Below are 23,435 nucleotides of genomic sequence, written 5' to 3'. Positions count from 1 at the left end.
CCATGACTGAATCCGTCAAGACGATCACGTTGTCCGACGAACTCGGACCGGTCGACTACCTACTGCACAGGGGAGAGGCAAACCCCCGGACCCGCTCGGGAATCATGGCCCTCGAGCTGCTGGACACCACACCGGAATGGGAGCAGTTCCGGAACCGATTCGAAAGCGCCTCCCGACGGGTGCTGCGGTTACGCCAAAAGGTCGTCGTGCCGACCCTGCCGACGGCGTCGCCGCGTTGGGTGGTCGACCCCGACTTCAACCTGGATTTTCACGTGCGCCGGGTGCGGGTGTCCGAGCCGGGCACGCTGCGTGAGGTATTCGATCTGGCGGAGCTCATTTTGCAGTCGCCGATGGACATTTCGCGGCCGCTGTGGACGGCCACCCTCGTCGAGGGCCTGGCCGACGGAAAGGCCGCGACGCTGCTGCATGTCAGCCACGCCGTGACCGACGGCGTGGGCGGGGTGCAGATGTTCGCCGAGATCTATGACCTCGAGCGCAATCCGCCGGCCAAGCCGACGCTGCCGCTGCCCGTCCCGCAGGACCTGACGTCCAATGATTTGATGCGCCAGGGCATTAACCACTTGCCCTTCGCCGTGGTCGGCGGCGTCATGAGCGCACTGTCCGGCGCGGTATCGGCGGCCGGGCGGGCGGTCCTGGAACCGACCGCCACCGTTTCGGGGATCGTCGGGTACGCCATGTCGGGCATGCGGGTGCTCAACCGGGCCGCCGAGCCGTCGCCGCTGCTGCGGCGGCGCAGCCTGGCCACCCGCAGCGAGGCGATCGATATCCCGCTCGCGGACCTGCACAAGGCCGCGAAGGCCGGCGGCGGGTCGATCAACGACGCCTACCTTGCCGGACTGTGTGGCGCGCTGCGCCGTTACCACGAGGCGTTCGGCGTGCCGATCAGCACGCTGCCGATGGCCGTGCCGGTCAACCTGCGGGCCGAGGCGGATACGGCCGGCGGCAACCGGTTCACCGGCGTCAACCTGGCGGCGCCGATCGGCACCATCGACCCCGTCTCCCGGATGAAAAAGATTCGCGCCCAGATGACGCAGCGCCGCGACGAGCCCGCCATGAACATCATCGGTTCCATGGCGCCGGTGCTCAGCGTCCTGCCGACCGCGGTGCTGGAGGGCATCACCGGGTCGGTGATCGGCTCCGACGTGCAGGCCAGCAACGTCCCGGTCTATCCCGGTGACACCTACATCGCTGGCGCAAAAGTGTTGCGGCAGTACGGTATCGGCCCCCTCCCCGGCGTGGCGATGATGGTGGTGCTGATCTCGCGGGGCGGGTGGTGCACCATCACCGTGCGCTACGATCGGGCCGCCGTGCGAAACGAGGCGTTGTTCGCCCAATGCCTGTTGGAGGGCTTCGACGAGATCCTGGCGCTGGCCGATGACCCGCCACCGCAGGCGGTGCCCGCTTCGTTCACCGAGTCGGCCGTGTCCACTCGATCGGCGGCCGGCTCATGAGCGCCTCGAAGCAGCAGGGGGACAAGGGCGAAACGGCCGGAACGGACATGCGGTTGCCCGGGTCGGTGGCCGAGATCATGGCCAGCCCCGCGGGACCGCAGATCGGCGCCTTCTTCGACCTGGACGGCACGCTGGTCGCCGGGTTCACCGCGGTCATCCTGACCCAGGAACGGCTGCTGCGCCGCGACATGGGCGTTGGTGAGCTGCTCGGGATGGTGCAGGCCGGCCTCAGCCACACCCTGGGCCGTATCGAGTTCGAGGACCTCATCGGCAAGGCTGCCGCCGCGCTGACGGGCAGATTGCTCGACGACCTGGAAGAGATCGGCGAGCGAATGTTCGTCCAGCGCATCGAATCCCGGATCTACCCGGAGATGCGTGAGCTCGTCCGCGCCCACATGGCCCGCGGCCACACCGTCGTGCTCAGCTCGTCGGCGCTGACCATCCAGGTCAATCCGGTCGCGCGGTTCCTCGGAATCCCCAACATGCTGACCAACAAGTTCGAGACCACCGAGGACGGCATGCTCACCGGGGGCGTCAAGAAGCCGATCCTGTGGGGGCCGGGCAAAGCCGCTGCGGTGCAACGCTTTGCCGCCGAGCATGGCATCGATCTCAAGGACAGCTACTTCTACGCCGACGGTGACGAGGACGTCGCCCTGATGTACCTGGTCGGCAACCCGAGGCCGACGAACCCCGAGGGGAAAATGGCGGCGGTCGCCAAGCGCCGCGGTTGGCCGATCCTGAGATTCAGCAGCCGCGGTCCGGTCGGTCTGCGGCGGCAGGTGCGCACCCTTGCCGGGCTCGGCTCGATTGTCCCCGTCGGGGCCGGCGCGGTGGCAATGGGTGTGCTGACCGGTAGCCGGCGGCGGGGCGCCAACTTCTTTACTTCCATTTTTTCCAACACCGTGCTGGCGACCACGGGAGTGCATCTCAATGTCGTCGGGAAAGAGAATCTGACCGCCCAACGGCCGGCGGTTTTCATCTACAACCATCGCAACCAGGTTGATCCGGTCATCGCCGGTGCGCTGGTGAATGACAACTGGGTTGCCGTCGCCAAGAAGGAATTGCAAAAGAATCCGATCATGGCCCTGCTCGGCAAGGCGCTGGACGGTGTGTTCATCGACCGAGACGATTCGGCCTCGGCGCTGGAGACGATGCGCACGGTCGAAGAGAGAGCCAAGAACGGGCTTTCCATTGTGATGGCGCCGGAGGGTACCCGGTTGGACACCACAGAGGTCGGCCCCTTCAAGAAGGGACCATTTCGTCTGGCGATGGCCGCGGGCATCCCGATCGTTCCGATCGTGATCCGCAACGCCGAGCTCGTTGCCGCCCGGAACTCGACGGTCATCAATCCGGGCACCGTCGACGTCGCGGTGTTTCCGCCGATCTCGGTGCAGGACTGGACGCTTGACACGCTGTCGGACCGCATCGCCGAAGTCCGCCAGCTCTACCTGGATACGCTCGCCAACTGGCCCGTCGACGAATTGCCCGAGGTCGACCTGTACGCCGAGAAGAAGGCGGCCGAAAAGGCGCAGAACCGGACCGCCAAGGCGCCGGCGAAGAAGGCGGCGGCGAAGAAGGCGCCGGCGAAGAAGGCGCCGGCGAAGAAGACCCCCGCGAAGAAGACCCCCGCGAAGAAGGCGCCCGCGAAGAAGCAACCCGCCAAGAAGGCTGCGCCGAAAGCCAAGGGGCCCAAGGCAACTCCGCATGAATCCCAGGCCGCCCTCAACGACGGCGAGGTGCAACGGCCCGCGTCCAAGGGGGCGGCCGGCAACGCCGAGTCGCCGGAATCGGCGCACCGAGGGCATCCGTGACGGAACCGGCCGCGGATACCAGCGCCATCCTTGCCGGGACAGACTCGCTGATATTGGCGTCGATGACCTCGCCGGTCGAGATGGACCTGGTGACGGCGTGGATGGATCAACAGCGCGCCGGACACCCGGGAGCGAATTTCGACCTGATCAAACTGCCGGCGCTCGACGCGCCGCCGGAAGTGATGACCGCGCTGGCCGAACAGCTCGAATCGCGGGAAGACCGTGCGATCGTGCCGGTGCGGGTGTTCTGGCTGCCGGAGCCGGATCGCGGCCGCGTGGCCAAGCTCGCCGGCCTGCTGCCCGGTCGGGATCCCTACCATCCCAACCAGCGCCAGCAAGAACGGATCGTGCGTACCGCGCCTCAGCGGGCCCGGGTGGTGGCCGGCGAAGCCGCGACGGTCTCCGAGCTGCGCCGGCAATGGCACGACACCACCGTCGGAGACGACCGATACGACTTCGCCCAATTCGTGGTCCGCCGCGCCATCTTGGCGATGGAACGCGTCGAGTATCGAATCCTCGGGCCGCAGTACAAGTCCCCGCGACTGGTGAAGCCGGAGATCCTGGCCTCCAACCGGTTTCGCGGCGGCCTGGCGAAAATTCCCGGCGCCACCGTCGAGGAAGCCGGAAAGATGCTCGACGAACTCGCCACCGGGTGGAGCCGGGCGTCGGTGGACCTGGTCTCTGTTCTGGGCCGGATGATCAGCCGCGGCTTCGATCCCGAAATCGACTACGACGAGTATCAGGTCGCGGCGATGCGGACCGGCCTGGAAGCCCACCCGGCGGTGCTGTTGTTCTCGCACCGGTCCTACATCGATGGTGCGGTGGTGCCGGTGGCCATGCAGGAGAACCGGTTACCGCCGGTGCACGTGTTCGCCGGCATCAACCTGTCGTTCGGCGCCATGGGGCCCCTGTTGCGGCGATCCGGGGTCATCTTCATCCGCCGCAACATCGGCAACGACCAGCTCTACAAGTACGTGCTGCGCGAATACGTCGGCTACATCGTCGAAAAGCGGTTCAACCTCAGCTGGTCCATCGAGGGCACCCGCTCGCGCACCGGCAAAATGCTGCCGCCCAAGCTCGGGCTGCTGGCCTACGTCGCCGACGCCTACCTGGATGGCCGCAGCGAAGACATTCTGCTGCAACCGGTCTCGATCAGCTTCGACCAGCTGCACGAGACCGCGGAATACGCCGCCTACGCCCGCGGCGGTGAGAAGACCCCGGAGGGCGTGGGCTGGCTGTACAACTTCATCCGGGCGCAGGGCGAACGCAACTACGGCAAGATCTACGTCCGCTTCCCCGAAGCCGTGTCGATGCGCCACTTCCTGGGCGCACCCCACGGCCCGGTGGCTCAAGATCCCGATGCTAAACGCCTTGCGCTGCAAAAGATGTCGTTCGAGGTCGCCTGGCGGATCCTGCAGGCGACGCCGGTGACGGCGACGGGTCTGGTGTGCGCGCTGCTGCTCACCACGCGCGGGGCAGCGCTCACCCTCGGCCAGCTGCACCACACCCTGCAGGATTCGTTGGATTACCTGGAACGCAAACACAATCCGATGTCCACCAGCGCGTTGCGGTTGCGCACGCACGACGGCGTGCGCGCCGCCGTCGACGCACTGTCCAACGGACATCCCATCACCCGCGTCGACGGCGGCCGTGAACCGGTGTGGCGCATCGCGCCCGACGAACAGCACGCCGCGGCCTTCTACCGCAACTCGGTGATCCATGCCTTCCTGGAGACCTCGATCGTCGAGCTTGCCCTGGCGCATGCCCGCCACGCCGACGGCGACCGCATGGCCGCGTTCTGGGTGCAGGCGATGCGGCTGCGCGATCTGCTGAAGTTCGACTTCTACTTCGCCGACTCGGCGACATTCCGGGACAACATCGCCGAAGAGATGGCGTGGCACAACAATTGGGAAGGCCACGTCACCGCCGGGGGCGACGAGATCGATGCGCTGTTGTTCGCCAAGCGTCCGCTGATGGCGGACGCGATGCTGCGGGTGTTCTTCGAGGCCTACGAGATCGTCGCCGACGTGCTGCGCGACGCGCCGGCGGACATCGGACCCAAGGAACTGACTGACCTGGCGTTGGGCGTCGGCAGGCAGTATGTGGCGCAGACCCGGATCCGCAGCAGCGAATCGGTCTCGACGCTGCTGTTCGCCACCGCACGCCAGGTCGTCGAGGATCAGGACCTGATCGCGCCCGCGCCGGACCTGGCCGAAAGGCGACGCGCCTTCCTGCACGAGCTGCGCGACATCCTGCGGGACCTCGACTACGTCGGACGGATCGCGCGCGATCAGTTCGTGGCCCGCGAGGCCAAGGCGCGTCAGGACCTTCTGGACAGCCAGACTCGGTAGCCGGTCGGGCCCGCCCATACCCTGGACGTATGACCGTCGCCCCACCGGCCGGCACGGCCTCGGCCGAGGCCCCCGCCCAGCGCCGCACGCTGGTGTGGCCGGTGCTGGCTGGGGTGGCCGTGCTTGCGGGCTGCACCGCCGCCGGCATCGGGGCCCTCTCGCTGGCCAGCGCGCTGACCGTGACGGGCCTGCCCGACCCGGGCCCGGTAACCACGCTGGGGCTGCCGTTCGTGCGCGCGGCGGGCGAGATCGGCGCGGTGCTTGCCGTCGGCTCGTTCCTGTTCGCCGCGTTCCTGGTGCCGCCGCAGCGCAGCGGCGTCCTCGACGCCGACGGCTACCGGGCGCTTCGGCTGGGGACGGTGGCGTCGGGGGTGTGGGCGGTGTGCGCCGCGCTGCTGGTCCCGTTGACCATCTCCGACGTGTCCGGCCACGCCGTCGCCGACATCCCCCCGGCGCGGATGTGGTCGCTGGCGGGCCTGATCACCAACGCCTCGGCCTGGCGCTGGACCGCGATCCTGGCCGCGGTGATCACGGTGGCGAGCCTGGCGGTGCTGCGCTGGTCGTGGACGCCGGTGCTGGCCGCCGCGTCGGTGGCGACGCTGATTCCCCTTGGGCTGACCGGTCATTCGTCGGCCGGGGGTTCGCACGACCTGGCCACCAACGGCCTGTTGATCCACCTGGTCGCCGCCAGCCTGTGGGCCGGTGGCCTGCTCGCCCTGCTCGCCCACGCCCTGCGGGGCGGCGGTCACCTCGGGCTGGCTGCCCCGCGTTTCTCGATGATCGCGTTGTGGTGTTGGGTGGCGATGGCGGTGAGCGGGCTGGTCAACGCGCTGGTCCGCGTGCAGCCTTCCGACCTGCTGAGCACCGACTATGGGCGGCTGGTCACCGCAAAGTTCGTCGCGCTGTGCCTGCTGGGCGTGCTGGGCTGGCGCCAGCGACGCGTGAGTGTGGCTGCGCTGCAAGCGGATTCGAGTCCAGCGCGCGGGCGTGGCGCGCTGTTGCGGTTGACGCTGATCGAGGCCGCCGTCTTCGGCCTCACGTTCGGCATCGCCGTCGGGCTGGGCCGCACCCCGCCGCCACCGCCCCCGGCCCGGTTGCCGTCGATCCCCGAAGCCGAGATCGGGTACGACTTCGACGGACCACCCACTCTGGCGCGCATCCTGTTCGACTGGCGCTTCGACCTGATCTTCGGGTCGGCGGCCGTCGTCTTCGCCGCACTGTATGTGGCCGCGTTGGTGCGGCTGCGCCGCCGCGGCGACAACTGGCCGCCCGGCCGGACCGTCTCCTGGCTGCTCGGCTGCCTGGTGTTGTTGTTCGCGACGTCGTCGGGCGTCGGACGCTACATGCCGGCGATGTTCAGCATGCACATGGTGGTCCACATGTGCCTGTCGATGCTGATCCCGATCCTGCTGGTGCTGGGCGCGCCGGTCACGCTGGCGCTGCGGGCGCTGCCCGCGGCCGGCCGTGACGATCCGCCGGGCATGCGGGAATGGCTGCTGGCGGCGCTGCACAGCCGCGTCTCCCGGTTCCTCACCAACCCGGTGGTGGCCACCGTGCTGTTCGTCGCCGGGTTCTACGGGCTGTATCTGTCGAACCTCTTCGACGTCACCGCGAGCAGCCACGCCGGGCACCTGGCGATGAACGTGCACTTCCTGCTGAGCGGCTATCTGTTCTATTGGGTGGTGATCGGGGTGGATCCGACGCCGCGACCGATCCCGCCGCTGGCCAAGGTGGCGGTGGTGTTCGCCTCGCTGCCGCTGCACGCCTTCTTCGGGGTGGTGCTGATGGGCACCAAGAAGGTGCTCGGCGCCGACTACTACCGGTCGCTCGATCTGAGCTGGCACACCGACCTGCTGGGTGATCAGCGGCTCGGCGGGGGCATCGCCTGGGCGGCGGGGGAGTTTCCCCTGGTGATCGTGATGCTCGCGCTGCTCATCCAGTGGGCGCGCAGCGATCGTCGCACCGCCAGGCGGTTGGACCGGGCCGCCGAACGCGACGACGATGCCGAGCTGGTGGCCTACAACGCGATGCTGGCGCAGCTGGCACGGGGCGAGACGGCCCAGCGGCCGGGCCCGGCCGACCCCGATTGATCCACAGTCACGCGTCCTTCCACAGCGATGGCCCCTCTCCGGGGCGTTCCCCGCGGCATTCGTCGGTGGCGCCGGGCCTACTGGCAGCCATACCCAATGCAATCGAGAAGGGATCAGCCCATGTTCGAAACTTCGCTCACCGTCGTCGGTCACATCGTCAACAACCCCGAACGTCGACAGGTCGGCACCCAGGAAGTCATCAAGTTCCGCGTCGCCAGCAATTCCCGGCGCCGCACGGCCGACGGCGGCTGGGAGCCCGGCAATTCGCTGTTCATCAACGTCAACTGCTGGGGCAAGTTGGTCACCGGCGTGGGTGCCGCGTTGGGCAAGGGCGCTCCGGTGATCGTGGTGGGCCACGTGTACACCAGCGAATACGAGGACCGCGACGGCAACCGCCGGTCGTCGCTGGAGATGCGCGCCACCGCGGTCGGGCCCGATGTGTCCCGCGCGATTGTGCGCATCGAGCGCCCGGGCTACACCGGTCCGGCTGCCGCCGAGGCCACCGCATCGCCGGCGGATGCGTCCGACGCCGCTGGTGAGGACGCCGCCGCCGGTGACGCCGAGCCCGCCGACACCGGGCCGCTGCCGCTGACCGCTTAGCGGCGGCGCTGCCGCCGCCGGGCGATGCCTAGGATGGTCCGCGAGATCACTTCGCAAACCAGAAAGGCACAACCGCGGCATGGCTGAGTTCATCTACACGATGAAAAAGGTCCGCAAGGCGCACGGCGACAAGGTGATCCTGGACGACGTCACACTGAGCTTCTATCCAGGCGCCAAGATCGGTGTCGTCGGACCCAACGGCGCCGGCAAGTCGAGCGTCTTGCGGATCATGGCGGGCCTGGACAAGCCGAACAACGGTGATGCCTTCCTGGCCAACGACGCGACCGTCGGCATCCTGCTGCAGGAGCCGCCGCTGAACGAGGAAAAGACCGTCCGCGGCAACGTCGAAGAAGGCCTGGGCGAGATCAAGGTGAAGCTCGACCGCTTCAACGAGGTCGCCGAGTTGATGGCCACCGACTACTCCGATGAGCTGATGGAGGAGATGGGCCGGCTGCAGGAGGAGCTCGACCACGCCGACGCGTGGGACCTCGATTCACAGCTGGAGCAGGCCATGGACGCGCTGCGCTGCCCGCCGCCGGACGAGCCGGTGACCAACCTGTCCGGTGGCGAGCGCCGCCGCGTCGCGCTGTGCAAGCTGCTGCTGTCCAAGCCCGACCTGCTGCTCCTCGACGAACCGACCAACCACCTCGACGCCGAGAGCGTGCAGTGGCTCGAGCAGCACCTCGCGTCCTACGCGGGTGCGATCCTGGCGGTCACCCACGACCGGTACTTCCTGGACAACGTCGCCGAATGGATCCTGGAACTCGACCGCGGCCGCGCCTACCCGTACGAGGGCAACTACTCGACGTACCTGGAGAAGAAGGCCGAGCGGATCGCCGTCCAGGGCCGCAAGGACGCCAAACTGCAGAAGCGGTTAACCGAGGAGCTGGCGTGGGTGCGCTCCGGGGCCAAGGCGCGTCAGGCCAAGAGCAAGGCCCGGCTGCAGCGCTACGAGGAGATGGCCGCCGAGGCGGAAAAGACCCGCAAGCTCGACTTCGAGGAGATCCAGATCCCGGTCGGTCCGCGGCTGGGCAATGTGGTGGTCGAGGTCGAGCATCTCGACAAGGGCTACGACGGCCGCACCCTCATCAAGGACCTGTCGTTCACCCTGCCGCGCAACGGCATCGTCGGCGTCATCGGTCCCAACGGGGTCGGTAAGACCACGCTGTTCAAGACCATCGTCGGCCTCGAGCAGCCGGACAGCGGCACGGTCAAGGTCGGCGAGACCGTCAAGCTCAGCTACGTCGACCAGACCCGGGCCGGGATCGATCCCAAGAAGAACGTGTGGGAAGTGGTCTCCGACGGGCTGGACCACATCGTGGTCGGCCAGACCGAGGTGCCGTCGCGGGCCTATGTGTCGGCGTTCGGATTCAAGGGACCGGACCAGCAGAAGCCGGCCGGCGTGCTCTCCGGCGGCGAGCGCAACCGGCTCAACCTCGCGCTGACGCTCAAGCAGGGCGGCAACCTGATCCTGCTCGACGAGCCCACCAACGACCTCGACGTCGAGACCCTGAGTTCTCTGGAGAACGCCCTCGAGCAATTCCCCGGCTGCGCGGTGGTGATTTCGCACGACCGGTGGTTCCTGGACCGCACCTGCACGCACATCCTGGCCTGGGAGGGCGACGAGGACAACGAGGCCAAGTGGTTCTGGTTCGAGGGCAACTTCGGTGCATACGAGGAGAACAAGATCGAACGGCTCGGCGCCGATGCGGCACGGCCGCACAGAGTGACCCACCGCAAGCTGACGCGCGACTAGTGTCAGCTCTGCCCCGCCCCGGCACACCGCGGGACGACAGGGCGCGCTGACCACCGTCGCCAGTTGGGAGCTATCGGCATGACGATCGATCCCGGAGCCAGACAGGATCTCGAGCCGTGGACGACCTTCACCCAGCAGCGAGACATTCCCGAGTGGATCTCGAGGGCCTACGTAGAGAGCTATCGCGGTCCGCATAGCGACGACTCCGGCGGCGCGGAAACCGGTCCCATCGACCTGACCGTGCCCGCGGCGATCGTGACGCCGGCCATGCTGGGCGCCCACTATCGCCTCGGCCTGCACCGGCCCGCCGGCGAAAGCCGCGTCGCGGTGTATCCGGCCGAAGACCCCGCCGGGTTCGGGCCCGCGCTGCAAGTGGTCACCGACCACGGCGGCATGCTGATGGATTCGGTCACGGTGCTGCTGCACCGGCTCGGCGTCCCGTACACGGCAATCATGACGCCGGTGTTCGACGTGCGGCGCAGCCCCGAGGGCGACCTGCTGCGCGTGCAGGCGAAAGCCGAAGGCGCATCCCAATACGAGGGCGAGGCGTGGATCCACGTGCAGCTGCTGCCGTCGGTGGACAGCAAGGGGCTCACCGAGGTCGAACGGCTGCTGCCGAAGGTCCTCGCCGACGTCCAACAGGTCGCCAGCGACGCCGCGACCCTGATCGCGGCGCTGGACGACCTGGCCGGCCGGGTCGAGGCCAACAGCGACGAGCACTTCGCGGCCCCCGACCGCGACGACGTGGCGGCGCTGCTGCGCTGGCTGGGCAACGGCAACTTCCTCCTGCTCGGCTATCAGCGCTGCCACGTGCACGACGGCCAGGTCTCCGGCGACGGGTCACCCGGGCTCGGCGTCCTGCGGACCCGCACCGGCTCGCGCCCCCGGCTGACCGATGAAAACAGGCTGCTGGTCCTGGCGCAATCCGTGGTGGGCAGCTACCTGCGCTACGGCGCCTACCCGTATGCCATCGCGGTCCGCGAATACGTCGACGGCGCCGTGATCGAGCATCGCTTCGTCGGGCTGTTCACGGTGGCCGCCATGAACGCCGACGTCCTGGAGATCCCGACGATCTCCCGCCGGGTCCGCGAGGCGCTGGCAATGGCCGACAGCGACCCGATCCACCCGGGTCAGCTGCTGCTCGACGTCATCCAGACCGTTCCCCGCTCGGAGCTGTTCACGCTCAGCGCCGAACGGCTGCTGGCGATGGCCAAGGCGGTGGTGGACCTGGGCCCGCAACGAAACGCGTTGCTGTTCCTGCGCGCCGACCGCCTGCAGTACTTCGTTTCCTGCCTGGTGTATCTGCCGCGTGACCGCTACACCACGGCGGTGCGCCTGCAGATCGAGGACATCCTGGTGCACGAATTCGGCGGCACCCGGCTGGAATTCACCGCCCGGGTCAGCGAATCACCGTGGGCCCTTATGCATTTCATGGTCCGGTTGCCGTCCGAAGGCCCCGACGCCGCGCCGGTCGACGTCTCCGAGGGCAATCGGATCCGCATTCAGGCGCTGCTCAGCGAAGCGGCGCGGACGTGGGCCGACCGGCTCATCACCGCCGCTGCGGAAGGTTCGGTGGGGCATGCCGACGCCGAGTACTACGCGGCCGCCTTCTCCGAGGTCTACAAGCAGGCCGTCACCCCGGCCGACGCCATCGATCACATCGCGATCATCAATGCGCTGCAAGACAACTCGGTCAAGCTGGTGTTCACCGAGAACGAGGACGGGTCCGCCCAGCTGACCTGGTTCCTGGGCGGACGCACCGCCTCGCTGAGCCAGCTGTTGCCGATGCTGCAGAGCATGGGCGTGGTGGTGCTCGAGGAGCGCCCGTTCACGGTCGAGCGGTCCGACGGGCTGCCGGTGTGGATCTACCAGTTCAAGATCTCGCCGCACCCGACCGTCCGGTTGGCCTCGACGCAAGCCGAGCGCGACGAGATGGCCGAGCGGTTCGCCGACGCGGTCACCGCGATCTGGCAGGGCCGCCTCGAGATCGACCGGTTCAACGAGCTGGTGATGCGCGCTGGCCTTCGCTGGCAGCAGGTCGTGCTGTTGCGGGCCTACGCAAAGTACCTGCGGCAGGCCAACTTTCCCTACAGTCAGTCCTACATCGAGTCGGTGCTCAACGAGCATCCCTCGACCGCGCGATCGCTGGTCGCGCTCTTCGAGGCGCTGTTCGACCCCAGCCCCGACGCATCGTCGGGCCGCGATGCGCAGGCGGCCGCCGCCGCGGTCGCGGCCGACATCGACGCGCTGGTGAGCCTGGACACCGACCGCATCCTGCGTGCCTTCGCGTCGCTGGTGCAGGCCACGTTGCGGACGAATTACTTTGTGACACGCGAGGGTTCGGCCCGGGCGCGCAATGTGCTGGCAATCAAGCTGGACGCCCAGTTGGTCGACGAGCTGCCGCTGCCGCGCCCGAAATACGAGATCTTCGTCTACTCACCCCGGGTCGAGGGCGTGCACCTGCGGTTCGGCCCGGTGGCCCGTGGCGGCCTGCGCTGGTCGGACCGTCGAGACGACTTCCGCACCGAAATCCTGGGCCTGGTCAAAGCGCAGGCGGTCAAGAACGCCGTCATCGTGCCCGTCGGCGCCAAGGGAGGATTCGTCCTCAAGCGGCCGCCGCTGCCCACCGGCGACGCCGCCGCCGACCGCGACGCCAGCCGGGCCGAGGGCGTCGCCTGCTATCAGCTGTTCATCTCCGGCCTGCTCGACGTCACCGACAACGTCGACCATGCGACCGGAAAGGTCAGTCCGCCACCGGAAGTCATCCGGCGCGACGGCGACGACGCGTACCTGGTGGTCGCGGCCGACAAGGGCACCGCCACCTTCTCCGACATCGCCAACGATGTCGCGAAGTCCTACGGGTTCTGGCTGGGTGACGCGTTCGCGTCCGGCGGGTCGGTCGGTTACGACCACAAGGCCATGGGCATCACCGCCAAGGGCGCGTGGGAGGCCGTCAAACGGCACTTCCGGGAGATGGACATCGACACGCAGGCCGAGGATTTCACCGTGGTCGGAATCGGCGACATGAGCGGCGACGTCTTCGGCAACGGCATGCTGCTGAGCAAGCACATCAGGCTGCTGGCCGCATTCGACCACCGGCACATCTTTTTGGACCCCGATCCCGATGCGCCGGCGTCCTGGGAGGAACGCCGACGCATGTTCGACCTGCCGCGCTCCAGCTGGGAGGACTACGACACGTCGTTGATCAGTGCCGGCGGCGGGGTGTACAGCCGTGAGCACAAGGCGATTCCGGTCAGTCCGCAGGTTCGCGAGGCGCTGGGCATCGACGGCTCGGCGGATGGCGTCACCGAAATGACGCCACCCAATCTGATCAAGGCGATCCTGCAGGCGCCGGTCGACCTGCTGTTCAACGGCGGCATCGGCACCTACATCAAGGCCGAATCCGAGTCCGACGCCGACGTCGGCGACCGGGCCAACGATCCGGTACGGGTCAACGGAAACCAGGTGCGCGCCAAGGTGATCGGCGAAGGTGGCAACCTCGGGGTGACGGCGTTGGGTCGGGTGGAGTTCGATCTGGCGGGTGGCCGGATCAATACCGATGCCATGGACAACTCGGCCGGGGTGGACTGCTCGGACCACGAGGTCAACATCAAGATCCTGATCGATGCCCTGGTGACCGCGGGCAAGGTCACGCCGGAGGAGCGCAAGCCGCTGCTGGAATCGATGACCGACGAGGTCGCGCAGCTGGTGCTCGCCGACAACGAGGAGCAGAACGACCTGATCGGCACCAGCCGCGCCAACGCGGCCAGCCTGCTTCCGGTGCACGCAAGGCTGATCCAGTACCTGGTGGACGAGCGCGGCATCCACCGCGACCTGGAGGCGCTGCCCACGGAGAAGGAGATCGATCGCCGCGCCGAGGCCGGCCTCGGGCTCACCTCACCGGAGCTGTGTACCTTGATGGCGCACGTGAAGCTGGGGCTCAAGGAGGAGATGCTGCAAACCGAGCTGACCGAACAGGACGTATTCGCATCCCGGCTGCCCCTGTACTTCCCAAAGCCGTTGCGGGAACGGTTCACTCCGGAAATCCGCACGCATCAGCTGCGTCGCGAGATCGTCACCACCATGCTGATCAACGACCTGGTGGACGCCGCCGGGATCAGCTACGCGTTCCGGATCGCCGAAGACGTCGGCGTCGGGTCGGTCGACGCGGTGCGCACCTACGTCGCCACCGACGCCATCTTCGGCATCGGAGAGATCTGGCGGCGCATCCGCACGGCGAATCTGCCGGTCGCACTGTCGGATCGGCTCACGCTGGACACCCGGCGGCTGATCGACCGCGCCGCGCGCTGGCTGCTCAACTACCGTCCGCAGCCGTTGGCGGTCGGGGCGGAGATCAACCGGTTCGCCGCCAAGGTCCAGGCGCTCACGCCGCGCATGTCGGAGTGGCTGCGCGGCGACGACAAGGCGATCGTGGAATCCGAAGCCGCCGAATTCACCTCCCAGGGGGCACCGGAAGACCTGGCCTACCTGGTGGCCGCCGGCCTCTACCGCTTCAGCCTGCTCGACATCATCGACATCGGGGACATCAACGACATCGACGCCGCCGAGGTCGCGGACACCTATTTCGCGCTCATGGACCGGCTCGGCACCGACGGGCTGTTGACCGCGGTATCCGAACTGCCCCGGCGGGACCGCTGGCACTCGTTGGCCCGGTTGGCGATTCGTGACGACATCTATGCCTCGCTACGGTCGCTGTGCTTCGATGTCCTGGCCGTGGGGGAGCCGGACGAAAGCGGTGAAGAGAAGATCGCCGAGTGGGAACACCTGAGCGCGTCCAGGGTGGAGCGGGCCCGCCGCACACTCATCGAGATCCAGGAAAGCGGAGAAAAGGATCTGGCGACGCTGTCGGTCGCCGCGCGACAAATCCGTCGCATGACCCGCACCAGTGGAAGAGGATCGTCAAGTTGAGCGTCGGCTTCGTCGCGCCCGTGCTAGTGCGCTGGTCGGACATCGACATGTATCAGCACATCAACCACGCCACGATGGTCACGATCCTTGAGGAGGCGCGCGTCCAGTTCCTGCGCGAGGCGTTCGAGGTCGACATCTTGACCATCGGTTTGCTCATCGCCGAGGTCAAGGTGACCTACAAAGGCCAGTTGCGGCTGGTGGATTCACCGCTGCAGGTGACGATGTGGACCAAGCGGCTGCGGGCGGTCGACTTCACGCTGGGCTATGAGGTGCGCTCGGTCTCGGCGGACCCGGAGTCCAAACCCGCCGTCATCGCCGAGTCGCAACTGGCCGCCGTGCACATCGAGGAGGAGCGGCTGGTGCGCCTCTCGCCACAACATCGGGAGTATCTGCAACGGTGGATCAGGTAGCCGACCGCGGACTGTGGCTGGGCGCCGACGCCAGGGCCGCACACCGCGCGGATCTGGCCGCGTTCGTCGATCGCGCGTTGCGGCTCGACGACGCCGCGATCATCCGATTCCGGACTCGCTCCCCAGGGCTGTTGACGGCCTGGGTAGCAACGGGTTTCGACGTGCTGGCGAGCAGGGTGGTGGTCGGCGAGGTGCGGCCCGGCGACCTGTCGGTGGGCGCCGACGCGCTGGCCCGCGGCCTGTCCGCGATGGACGCCTCGGGGTACGTCGATCCCGGCTTCGCGATGGATTCGGCGTGGCGGGGTGCGTTGCCGCCGGAATCTGGCTTCACTCACCTCGAGGACATCCCGGCCCGGGTGATCCTCGACCTCGCGCAACGCGGCGCGCAGCTTGCCAAGGAGCACAGCAGTTCTCACGGTCCGCCGGTATCACTGCTCGACCAGGAGGTCATCCAGGTGAGCTCGGCCGATGTTCAGGTCGGGCTGCCGATGCGCTGCGTGTTCGCGCTGACCGCGATGGGGTTTCTGCCGCAGTCGCCCGATGCCGTCGCCGCCGACGAATTGATCCGGGTCCGGATACTGCCGACGTGGTTGCGGCTCGACGCCCGGTTCGGTTCGGTGTATCGACGCCGGGGCGATCCGGCGCGGCTGCTGGGCTGACGCGGCCGGCGGTGGACGTTTCCCGAACGGATCAGGCTGAGTTTAAAGCGATCGCGGGCCGGGACCGCTGGCGAAGATCAGGGCCCGTAGAGCAGCCACAGCGGCAGGACGGCGTCGAGATGGTCCATGAATTTCTTCAGGCCCACCCGAAACTGCCCGTAGCCGTACGGGTCTTCGGCGTACTGGGGGAACGCGATACCCACCCCGAACAGGCCGGGGGCCAGGATGCCGTTGGTGCGGTTGTAGTCGAGCTGCCCCCACTGCGGGGTCTCGGGCAACTTCCTGCGCTCGAAGCCGACGGTGTAGACGACGCGGTCGCACTGCGCCAGCTTGTCGGCGAACTCCGGGCCCGACACCCAGCACCTCTCCAGGCGGTCCGGAAGCACCCCGTCGATGTTCTCCCGCGCCCAGGCGGCCGCCCGGCCCTTCAAGCCGGTGTCGTCGAACAGGATCCAATCATCCAGATAGACAGCGTATTTCAGTGGGCTTCGATAGAAATTGATGATCCGCTTGACGGGATGGCGCAGCAGGTTCGGCAGCACGATCATCGCCGTGTGCGACGAACCGAACACGGCGACCGTCGCGCTCTCGAGTGACTCCTGGGCGAGCTTCGCGGGGTCCAGGGCGACCTCGACCTCGATCTCCTCGAGGTCGGCGTGGCAAAGCTTTTTGGGATCCGCGCCCACGGCCAGGATCACATTCCTGGAGAAGATCTCCCGGTGTTGTGTCTGGACCCGCCACTGGCGGTCCTGCAACGACAACGCGGTAGCGGTCGTCGCGAAGTCGTCGACCTGTTCGCGCAGATGCTCGGTGACCCACACCAACGGTTCGGCGACCAGACCGAGCGCGCAGGTCTCTTGGGGATCGACCTCCTTGAGCGGCATGGGTGGCGCTTCGGAGAACCGAAACGCCTTGGAACCGTTGAAGTATTCGAGAAAGAGCGCGACGTGGGTGTTGCTCGAGACCGACCGCCACTTCTGGCCGATGTCCCCGCCCGCGAAGGCCGGATCGACCCACGCGATCCGTTCAGCCTCGACCCCGTGATCCAGCAGCCTTCCCACCGCGGCGATGCCCGCCGGCCCGGCGCCGATCACTGTCCACTCGTAGGAGGCCATCCACCACATATAGAGCAGTCGGCCGCGAAATGCTCACCGTGGCTCGCGCGGCGGCTACGCCAGCCAGGCCGCGGAATCCGCGGGGAGTTTGCCCACCAGTAGCGGTGCGCTCGCCAGGATCAGCTCGCCCGCCGGCAGCGGCACCGGCGATTCGCCGCTGTTGAGCACGCAGATCAGCCCACCGGGTCGCCGGAAGATCACCGCGTCGCCGGGCGCATCCAGCCATTCGACCCCGCCGCCGTCGAATTCCACCCGGCGCTTCCGCAATTCGATCGCCCGGCGGAAAAACGACAGGGTGGAGTCGGGATCGCCGCTCTGCCTCTCGACGGTCAGCGCCGCCCATTCCTTCGGCATCGGCAACCACGTCTTAGACGAGAACGAAAACCCGAACGGCGGCTCCTGACCCGACCAGGGGATCGGCACCCGGCACCTGTCCCGGCCCCGCTCGGTGTGTCCGGAGCGCTCCCACGTCGGGTCCTGCAACACCTCGTCGGGCAGCTCGACATCGGGCAGCCCCAGCTCCTCGCCGTTGTAGATGAACACCGCACCCGGCAGCGCGAGCATCACCAGCGCCATCGCGCGGGCGCGCCGCAGCCCGACCTCGCCGTCGCCGTAGCGGGTGACCTCTCGGCCGACGTCGTGGTTGGACAGCGTCCAGGTGGGGACCGCGTCCTGCAGGGCGGTGGCGGCCAGCGAGTTCTGGATCGCGTCGCGGATCTCGGCGGCGTCGAAGTCGATCTTCGTCAGCCGGAAATTGAACCCGAGGTGCAGTTCGTCGGGACGCAGATACTCGGCCCAGCGGACGTTGTCTGTGACCCAGACCTCGCCGACGGTCACCGCCCCGGGATAGTCGTTGACCACCCTGCGGATGTCGCGGTGGATGTCATGCACGCTCGGGTGGTTGAAGCGCGGGTCGTCGTCGGTGTGGCTGAGCACCTTGGACTCGACCTCGGGGGAGTCGGGCAGTCCGGCCGGCTTGGCCATGCCGTGCGCCACGTCGATGCGGAAGCCATCCACCCCGCGTTCCAGCCAGAACCGCAGCGTCTTCTCGAAGTCGTCGAAGACGTCCGGGTGCTCCCAGTTCAGGTCGGGCTGCTCGGTGTCGAACAGATGCAGGTACCACTGGCCGGGATTGCCGTCGGGTTCGACCACGCGCGTCCACGCCGATCCGCCGAACACCGAGGCCCAGTTGTTCGGCGGCAGCTCGCCGGTCTCGCCGCGCCCGTCGCGAAAGAAGTAGCGCTCGCGCGCCTCGGTGCCGGGCCCGGCGGCCAGCGCCGCGGCAAACCACGGATGGGCCGAACTGGTGTGGTTGGGCACCACGTCCATGGTGATCTTCATGCCCCGCTCGTGCGCCGCGGCGATCAACCGTTCGATGGCGGCCATCCCGCCGAACAGCGGGTCGATGTCGCGCGGGTCGGCGACGTCATAGCCGTGGTCGGCCATCGGGGACACGGTGACCGGATTGAGCCAGATCGCGTCCACCCCCAGTCGCTCCAGGTGGTCCAGGTGGGCCGTCACCCCGTCCAGATCGCCGACGCCGTCGCCGTCACTGTCGGCGAAGGACCTCGGGTACACCTGGTAGAACACCGCGCTTGACCACCACGGCCTGGATTCCATTCCACCCCGCTTCGTTTCGTGGGCCGACAAGGTTCGCCGTCACAAGGGCGCGTTGACGAGCGAGTGGGCGGCCATTTCCAGATAGTCGAGCAGCTCGCGGCGGTGTTCGTCGTCGAGCGTCTGCGAATCGATGGACGCGACCGCGGTGTGCATGCAGCGCAGCCACGCGTCACGCGCCAGGGGAGTGATCCGGAACGGCACGTGACGCATCCGCAGCCGGGGATGCCCGCGCCGGTCGGAGTAGGTGCGCGGGCCGCCCCAGTACTGCTCGAGGAACATCCGTAACCGTTCTTCGGCGCCCTCGAGGTCGTCCAGCGGATACAGCTCGCGCAGGATCTCGTCCTCGGGAACCTGGGCGTAAAACCGCGACACGATCGCGTGGAACGTCTCGGCACCGCCGACCGCGTCGTAGAAACTCACCTGATCCATCGCCGTCCATTGTGGTGCATCGCGGCGGTCCGCAGCCCAGGCGGCCCGACCCCATGCCTGCTGTTCACCGGTTGGACACGGCGTTTCACCTGCCATAGGGGTGCGATTGGCGGCGAATCATGGTGGACTGTTCGCGGAGGATCTATGGCGCAGGGCAAGAGACGCCGCAGCCACCGCAGTCCGGTAGCCGCGGCGGGGTTAACCGGACCCACAACCGCGTCGTCGCTGCACAGCGTTGAAATCCATCCACCCGCCCGCTCGGAGAGCGCGTCGATCTGGTGCCGCCGGCGGGTCCTGCTGCTGAATTCCACCTACGAGCCGCTGACCGCGCTGCCGATGCGCCGCGCGATCGTCATGGTGATCTGCGGCAAGGCCGACGTGGTGCACCACGACCCGGCCGGCCCGGTCATCCACTCGGCGACCAGCTCCATCGTGGTGCCCTCGGTGATCCAGCTGCGGTCCTACGTCCGCGTGCCCTACCGGGCGCGCGTCCCGATGACCCGCGCCGCGCTGATGCACCGCGACAGGTTCTGCTGCGCGTATTGCGGGGCGAAGGCGGACACCGTCGACCATGTGCTGCCGCGCAGCCGCGGCGGCGACCACTCTTGGGAGAACTGCGTCGCGTGCTGCTCGACGTGCAACCACCGCAAGGGCGACAAGCTGCTCAGCGAGCTCGGCTGGGCGCTGCGCCGGCCGCCGCTGCCGCCGACGGGCCAGCACTGGCGGCTGCTGTCGACGGTCAAGGAACTGGATCCGGCCTGGGCCCGCTATCTCGGCGAAGGCGCGGCCTGACCGCCAATCCGGTGTCCGGTCGCGCCGGTAGATCGCTTCGTGGGATACGGTTTGCCTCGTGAGTCAGATGCATCTCCACCTGTTCATCGTCGGAATACCGCTGTTGCTAGTGGTCGTGCTGTCGGTGCTGATCTGGTCCCGCAAGGGTCCGCACCCGGCGTCCTACAAGCTGGGTGAGAAGTGGACGCATCCGCCGATCCTGTGGGCTGCCACCGGCGAGGACGTCGGCCACGCGCACGGCGGACATGGTGGGCACGGCACGTCGGAATTCTCAGTTGGAGGTGGCGCCAGTGGCACGTGGTGAGGTAGCGACGCGAGAACCCGCCGAACTGGCCCCCGGCTGGGTCATCACCACCAGCGGACGGATCTCCGGCGTCACCGAGCCCGGCGAGCTGTCGGTGCAGTTCCCGTTCTCGACCAAAGATCTCGTCGCCGTGGATGACGCGCTGAAATTCGGCTCGCGGGCATCCAAGACGCGGTTCGCGATCTATCTGGGCGACCTGGGCAGCGACACCGCCGCGCGGGCCCGCGAGATCCTGGCCAACGTGCCGACGCCGGACAATGCGGTGCTGCTGGCCGTCTCGCCCGACCAGAGGGTCATCGAGGTGGTTTACGGCACGCAGGTTCGTGGCCGTGGTGCCGAGTCGGCCGCCCCGCTGGGAGTGGCGGCCGCGTCCTCGGCGTTCGAGCGCGGCGACCTGGTCGACGGCCTGGTCAGCGCGATCCGGGTGCTCAGCGCCGGCATTTCGCCGGCCTAGCCTCAGCCTTCGTCGGTGGGGGCTGAGCCCTCGCCGGCGTCGAACCGGCGCGCCCGCAACGAACGCTTCACCCCGGCCTGACCCTCGAGCACCAACCGGCGCAGCGCCGCCGGCATCTCGGGATTCGACAGGAACCTGTCCGCGGCGGCGATGCCGTCGTCGCTGATGTCCCAGTGCGGGTACAGGCCGATCACCACCGTCTGGGCCACTTCGCTGGACCGGCGCGCCCAGACGCCGGAGATCGCCTCGAAATAGCGCGCGGTGAACGGCTTGAGCAACTCGGCCTGGCCCGCGGGGGCGATGCCCGCGATGATCGAACGTGCGGTGATGTTGGCCAGGGTGTCGTCCTCGACCACCTTCGTCCAGGCTTCCTCCTTGACCCGCGGCTGAGGTCGTGCCGTCGCGGCCTGGGCGCCGTGCCGCTTGCCGGCGGCGGTCGGGTCGCGTTCGATCTCGGCGTCGATGACCGGCGTCGCGGGCCCGTCGGCGTCGATCGCGCCGGCGGTGGCCAGCGCCGTGACGATCCGCCACCGCAAATCCGTGTCGATGTCGAGGCCGGCGAGGCCCAACTCGGCGGGGTCGCGGTCCAGCAGCTCGGCCAGCGTCGCGACGTGGCCGGCCGACAGCACCGACGAGCACAGCGTGTTGACGAAGGCGAGCTGGTGATCCGAGCCGGGTTGCGCGGCCCGCGCCAACTCCAGCAGCCGGTCGGCGAACTGCGGCCAGCCCTGCTCGCGCGCCCAGCCCTGCTCGGCGTAGGAGGTCAGCGCCGTCTGCGCCTGCAGCAACAGCCGCTGCGCCACCCCGACCTCGGATTCGGCGTGCACGCCGCCGGTGATCAGGGCCACGAAGTCGCGGGCCCGCAGTTCCGCCTCGCGCGTCATCTCCCAGGCGGCCGACCAGACCAGCGAGCGCGGCAGCGGCTCGGCGATGTCGGCGATGCGGTCCAGCGCGGTGCGCAGCGACTCGGCGTCGAGCCGCAACGAGCAATACGTCAGGTCGTCGTCGTTGACCAGGACCAGCTGACCCCGCGAAACGCCAACCAGCGCAGGGACTTCGGTGACCGGGCCTTCGACATCGAGTTCCTCGCGGTGCACCCGCACCAGCTTTCCGGTTCCGTCTGAATTCTCGGAGTCGTAGATCCCGACCGCCAGCCGGTGCACCCGGGTCTCGCCGGCACCCGGGGCGGCGCCGCTCTGGGTCACCGCGAACCGGGTGAACCTGCCCCCAGCGCCCGGGCCGTCGACGTCGAACTCCGGCCGAAGCGTGTTCAGCCCGGTCGTTTTCAGCCACTGCTGACCCCAGTCCGACAGGTCACGTCCCGACGCCTTCTCCAGCGCGGCGACCAGATCGTCGAACGTGGCGTTGCCGAAGGCGTGGGCGCGGAAGTAATCCCGCAGCCCGGCCAGGAAGTGCTCCAACCCGACGTAGGCGACCAGCTGTTTGAGCACCGAAGCGCCTTTGGCGTAGGTGATGCCGTCGAAATTCACCTCGACCGCTTCCAGGTCGGGGATGTCGGCGGCGATCGGATGCGTCGAGGGCAGCTGGTCCTGGCGATAGGCCCACGACTTCTCGACCGTGGCGAACGTCGTCCAGGCCTCGGTGAATTCGGTTGCCTCGCTTTGGCACAGCACCGAGGCGAACGTCGCGAACGACTCGTTCAGCCACAGGTCGTCCCACCACGCCATGGTGACCAGGTCCCCGAACCACATGTGCGCCATCTCGTGCAGCACGGTCTCGGCGCGGCGCTCATAGGAAGCCCGGGTGACCTTGCTGCGGAAGACGTAGTCCTCCAAAAAGGTCACCGCGCCCGCGTTTTCCATTGCGCCGGCGTTGAATTCGGGAACGAACAGCTGATCGTATTTTCCGAATGCATAGGGCATGCCGAAGTTGCGGTGGTAGAAGCCGAATCCCTGCTTGGTCTGGGTGAACAGCCGCTCGGCGTCCATGTATTGCGCCAGCGACGAGCGGCAGTAGATGCCCAGCGGGATCTCGCCGTGCTCGTCGGTGTAGGAGTCGTTCCACTCGGCGTACGGGCCGGCGATCAACGCGACCAGATAGGTGCTCATCCGCGGCGTGGTGGCGAAGGTGTGCAGGCCGTCGTTCACCGACACCGGCGCGCCGTTGGAGATCACCTTCCAATGGGTAGGCGCGGCCACCCGCACGTCGAAGGTCGCCTTCATATCGGGCTGGTCGAAGCACGCGAACATCCGCTTGGCGTCGGCGGTTTCGAACTGCGAGTACAGGTAGGTCTCGTTGTCGACCGGGTCGACGAACCGGTGCAAACCCTCGCCGGTGTTGGAGTAGCGGCATTCCGCGTCGACCACGACGACGTTGCGGTCGGCCAGCCCGCGCAGCGGGATGCCGGTCGACTCGTCGTACCCGGAGACGTCCACGTCGCGCCCGTTGAGGGTGGCGCCGCGGATGGTGTCGGCGGCGATGTCGATGACCGAGTCGGCGCCGGCGAGCGCGTCGAACACCACGGTGGTGATCGAGCGGAAGGTCCGTTCCCCGGGAGGGCCACCGGGACCGGAGCCGTCGGTGAGATCGAGGTCGATCTGATAGCTGGCGACGGTGATCAGCGACGCGCGCTCGATGGCTTGTTCGCGGGTGAGATTGGGAAGTGCCACGTGTCCAACTTAC

Annotated in this window: 16 protein-coding genes; 12 read left to right on the top strand and 4 right to left on the bottom strand. The window is 68.0% G+C overall.

Features of this window, described 5'->3' with window-relative positions; genetic code table 11:
* The first annotated feature begins 2 nt into the window (after nucleotides 1–2).
* From AC5Y5B_RS15595 to AC5Y5B_RS15555, 9 genes are all read left to right on the top strand, one after another.
* Complete coding sequence (locus AC5Y5B_RS15595) at nucleotides 3–1,472, top strand: WS/DGAT/MGAT family O-acyltransferase (protein ID WP_500005813.1); 1,470 nt, start codon at nucleotides 3–5, stop codon at nucleotides 1,470–1,472.
* Nucleotides 1,469–3,283, top strand: coding sequence for an HAD-IB family hydrolase (locus AC5Y5B_RS15590; protein ID WP_500005811.1), 1,815 nt, complete (start codon nucleotides 1,469–1,471; stop codon nucleotides 3,281–3,283). Before AC5Y5B_RS15595 ends, AC5Y5B_RS15590 begins: the two co-directional genes overlap by 4 nt.
* A complete protein-coding gene (locus AC5Y5B_RS15585; RefSeq protein WP_500005809.1) occupies nucleotides 3,280–5,634 on the top strand; it encodes a glycerol-3-phosphate 1-O-acyltransferase in 2,355 nt (784 codons plus the stop codon). The genes AC5Y5B_RS15590 and AC5Y5B_RS15585 overlap by 4 nt, the downstream gene beginning before the upstream one ends.
* 29 nt (nucleotides 5,635–5,663) lie before the next feature.
* Nucleotides 5,664–7,724 (top strand): bifunctional copper resistance protein CopD/cytochrome c oxidase assembly protein, encoded by a 2,061-nt coding sequence (locus AC5Y5B_RS15580; RefSeq protein ID WP_500005806.1) that lies wholly within the window; start codon nucleotides 5,664–5,666, stop codon nucleotides 7,722–7,724.
* A gap of 120 nt (nucleotides 7,725–7,844) precedes the next feature.
* Complete coding sequence (locus tag AC5Y5B_RS15575; protein ID WP_112630846.1) at nucleotides 7,845–8,324, top strand: single-stranded DNA-binding protein; 480 nt, start codon at nucleotides 7,845–7,847, stop codon at nucleotides 8,322–8,324.
* Between the two features lie 79 nt (nucleotides 8,325–8,403).
* A complete protein-coding gene (gene ettA / locus AC5Y5B_RS15570; protein ID WP_112630845.1) occupies nucleotides 8,404–10,080 on the top strand; it encodes an energy-dependent translational throttle protein EttA in 1,677 nt (558 codons plus the stop codon).
* A 78-nt stretch (nucleotides 10,081–10,158) separates the two neighbouring features.
* Nucleotides 10,159–15,009, top strand: a complete 4,851-nt coding sequence (locus AC5Y5B_RS15565) for an NAD-glutamate dehydrogenase (RefSeq protein WP_500005804.1) — start codon at nucleotides 10,159–10,161, stop codon at nucleotides 15,007–15,009.
* Nucleotides 15,006–15,419, top strand: a complete 414-nt coding sequence (locus AC5Y5B_RS15560) for an acyl-CoA thioesterase (RefSeq protein WP_112630841.1) — start codon at nucleotides 15,006–15,008, stop codon at nucleotides 15,417–15,419. Before AC5Y5B_RS15565 ends, AC5Y5B_RS15560 begins: the two co-directional genes overlap by 4 nt.
* A complete protein-coding gene (locus AC5Y5B_RS15555; protein WP_112630839.1) occupies nucleotides 15,407–16,078 on the top strand; it encodes a DUF8185 domain-containing protein in 672 nt (223 codons plus the stop codon). Before AC5Y5B_RS15560 ends, AC5Y5B_RS15555 begins: the two co-directional genes overlap by 13 nt.
* A 77-nt stretch (nucleotides 16,079–16,155) precedes the next feature.
* On the opposite strand, the gene AC5Y5B_RS15550 is transcribed toward AC5Y5B_RS15555, so the two are convergent.
* From AC5Y5B_RS15550 to AC5Y5B_RS15540, 3 genes are all read right to left on the bottom strand, one after another.
* Nucleotides 16,156–17,172, bottom strand: a complete 1,017-nt coding sequence (locus AC5Y5B_RS15550) for a pyridine nucleotide-disulfide oxidoreductase (protein ID WP_500005877.1) — start codon at nucleotides 17,170–17,172, stop codon at nucleotides 16,156–16,158.
* 75 nt (nucleotides 17,173–17,247) lie between these two features.
* Nucleotides 17,248–18,813, bottom strand: a complete 1,566-nt coding sequence (locus tag AC5Y5B_RS15545) for a glycoside hydrolase family 13 protein (protein ID WP_500005800.1) — start codon at nucleotides 18,811–18,813, stop codon at nucleotides 17,248–17,250.
* A gap of 39 nt (nucleotides 18,814–18,852) precedes the next feature.
* A complete protein-coding gene (locus tag AC5Y5B_RS15540) occupies nucleotides 18,853–19,242 on the bottom strand; it encodes a globin (RefSeq protein ID WP_112630836.1) in 390 nt (129 codons plus the stop codon).
* A 144-nt stretch (nucleotides 19,243–19,386) separates the two neighbouring features.
* On the opposite strand from AC5Y5B_RS15540, the gene AC5Y5B_RS15535 reads away from it, so the two are divergent.
* The 3 genes from AC5Y5B_RS15535 to AC5Y5B_RS15525 all read left to right on the top strand — a co-directional run bounded on the left by AC5Y5B_RS15535 (nucleotide 19,387) and on the right by AC5Y5B_RS15525 (nucleotide 20,792).
* Nucleotides 19,387–20,034: an HNH endonuclease gene (locus AC5Y5B_RS15535; RefSeq protein WP_112630834.1), complete on the top strand. Its 648-nt coding sequence runs from the start codon at nucleotides 19,387–19,389 to the stop codon at nucleotides 20,032–20,034.
* Between the two features lie 67 nt (nucleotides 20,035–20,101).
* Nucleotides 20,102–20,338, top strand: coding sequence for an aa3-type cytochrome oxidase subunit CtaJ (gene ctaJ, locus AC5Y5B_RS15530; RefSeq protein ID WP_112630832.1), 237 nt, complete (start codon nucleotides 20,102–20,104; stop codon nucleotides 20,336–20,338).
* Nucleotides 20,325–20,792, top strand: coding sequence for a DUF5130 domain-containing protein (locus AC5Y5B_RS15525; protein ID WP_500005797.1), 468 nt, complete (start codon nucleotides 20,325–20,327; stop codon nucleotides 20,790–20,792). The genes ctaJ and AC5Y5B_RS15525 overlap by 14 nt, the downstream gene beginning before the upstream one ends.
* 2 nt (nucleotides 20,793–20,794) lie before the next feature.
* Here AC5Y5B_RS15525 and pepN read toward each other — a convergent pair whose 3' ends face one another.
* On the bottom strand, nucleotides 20,795–23,422 hold the full coding sequence (gene pepN / locus AC5Y5B_RS15520) for an aminopeptidase N (RefSeq protein WP_500005794.1): 2,628 nt from the start codon (nucleotides 23,420–23,422) through the stop codon (nucleotides 20,795–20,797).
* Nucleotides 23,423–23,435 lie beyond the last annotated feature (13 nt).

This window comes from Mycobacterium sp. NGS33, assembly GCF_059812885.1.
The sequence above is the reverse complement of the archived record's forward strand: the minus strand, read 5'-3'. Positions and strand labels throughout refer to the sequence as shown.

Excerpts from the sequence above, each read along its gene's own strand:
- AC5Y5B_RS15595 (WP_500005813.1), top strand. The coding sequence starts at position 3 with ATGACTGAATCCGTCAAGACGATCACGTTGTCCGACGAACTCGGACCG.
- AC5Y5B_RS15590 (WP_500005811.1), top strand. The coding sequence starts at position 1,469 with ATGAGCGCCTCGAAGCAGCAGGGGGACAAGGGCGAAACGGCCGGAACG.
- AC5Y5B_RS15580 (WP_500005806.1), top strand. The coding sequence starts at position 5,664 with ATGACCGTCGCCCCACCGGCCGGCACGGCCTCGGCCGAGGCCCCCGCC.
- AC5Y5B_RS15575 (WP_112630846.1), top strand. The coding sequence starts at position 7,845 with ATGTTCGAAACTTCGCTCACCGTCGTCGGTCACATCGTCAACAACCCC.
- ettA (WP_112630845.1), top strand. The coding sequence starts at position 8,404 with ATGGCTGAGTTCATCTACACGATGAAAAAGGTCCGCAAGGCGCACGGC.
- AC5Y5B_RS15565 (WP_500005804.1), top strand. The coding sequence starts at position 10,159 with ATGACGATCGATCCCGGAGCCAGACAGGATCTCGAGCCGTGGACGACC.
- AC5Y5B_RS15545 (WP_500005800.1), bottom strand. The coding sequence starts at position 18,813 with ATGGAATCCAGGCCGTGGTGGTCAAGCGCGGTGTTCTACCAGGTGTAC.
- AC5Y5B_RS15540 (WP_112630836.1), bottom strand. The coding sequence starts at position 19,242 with ATGGATCAGGTGAGTTTCTACGACGCGGTCGGCGGTGCCGAGACGTTC.
- AC5Y5B_RS15535 (WP_112630834.1), top strand. The coding sequence starts at position 19,387 with ATGGCGCAGGGCAAGAGACGCCGCAGCCACCGCAGTCCGGTAGCCGCG.
- ctaJ (WP_112630832.1), top strand. The coding sequence starts at position 20,102 with ATGCATCTCCACCTGTTCATCGTCGGAATACCGCTGTTGCTAGTGGTC.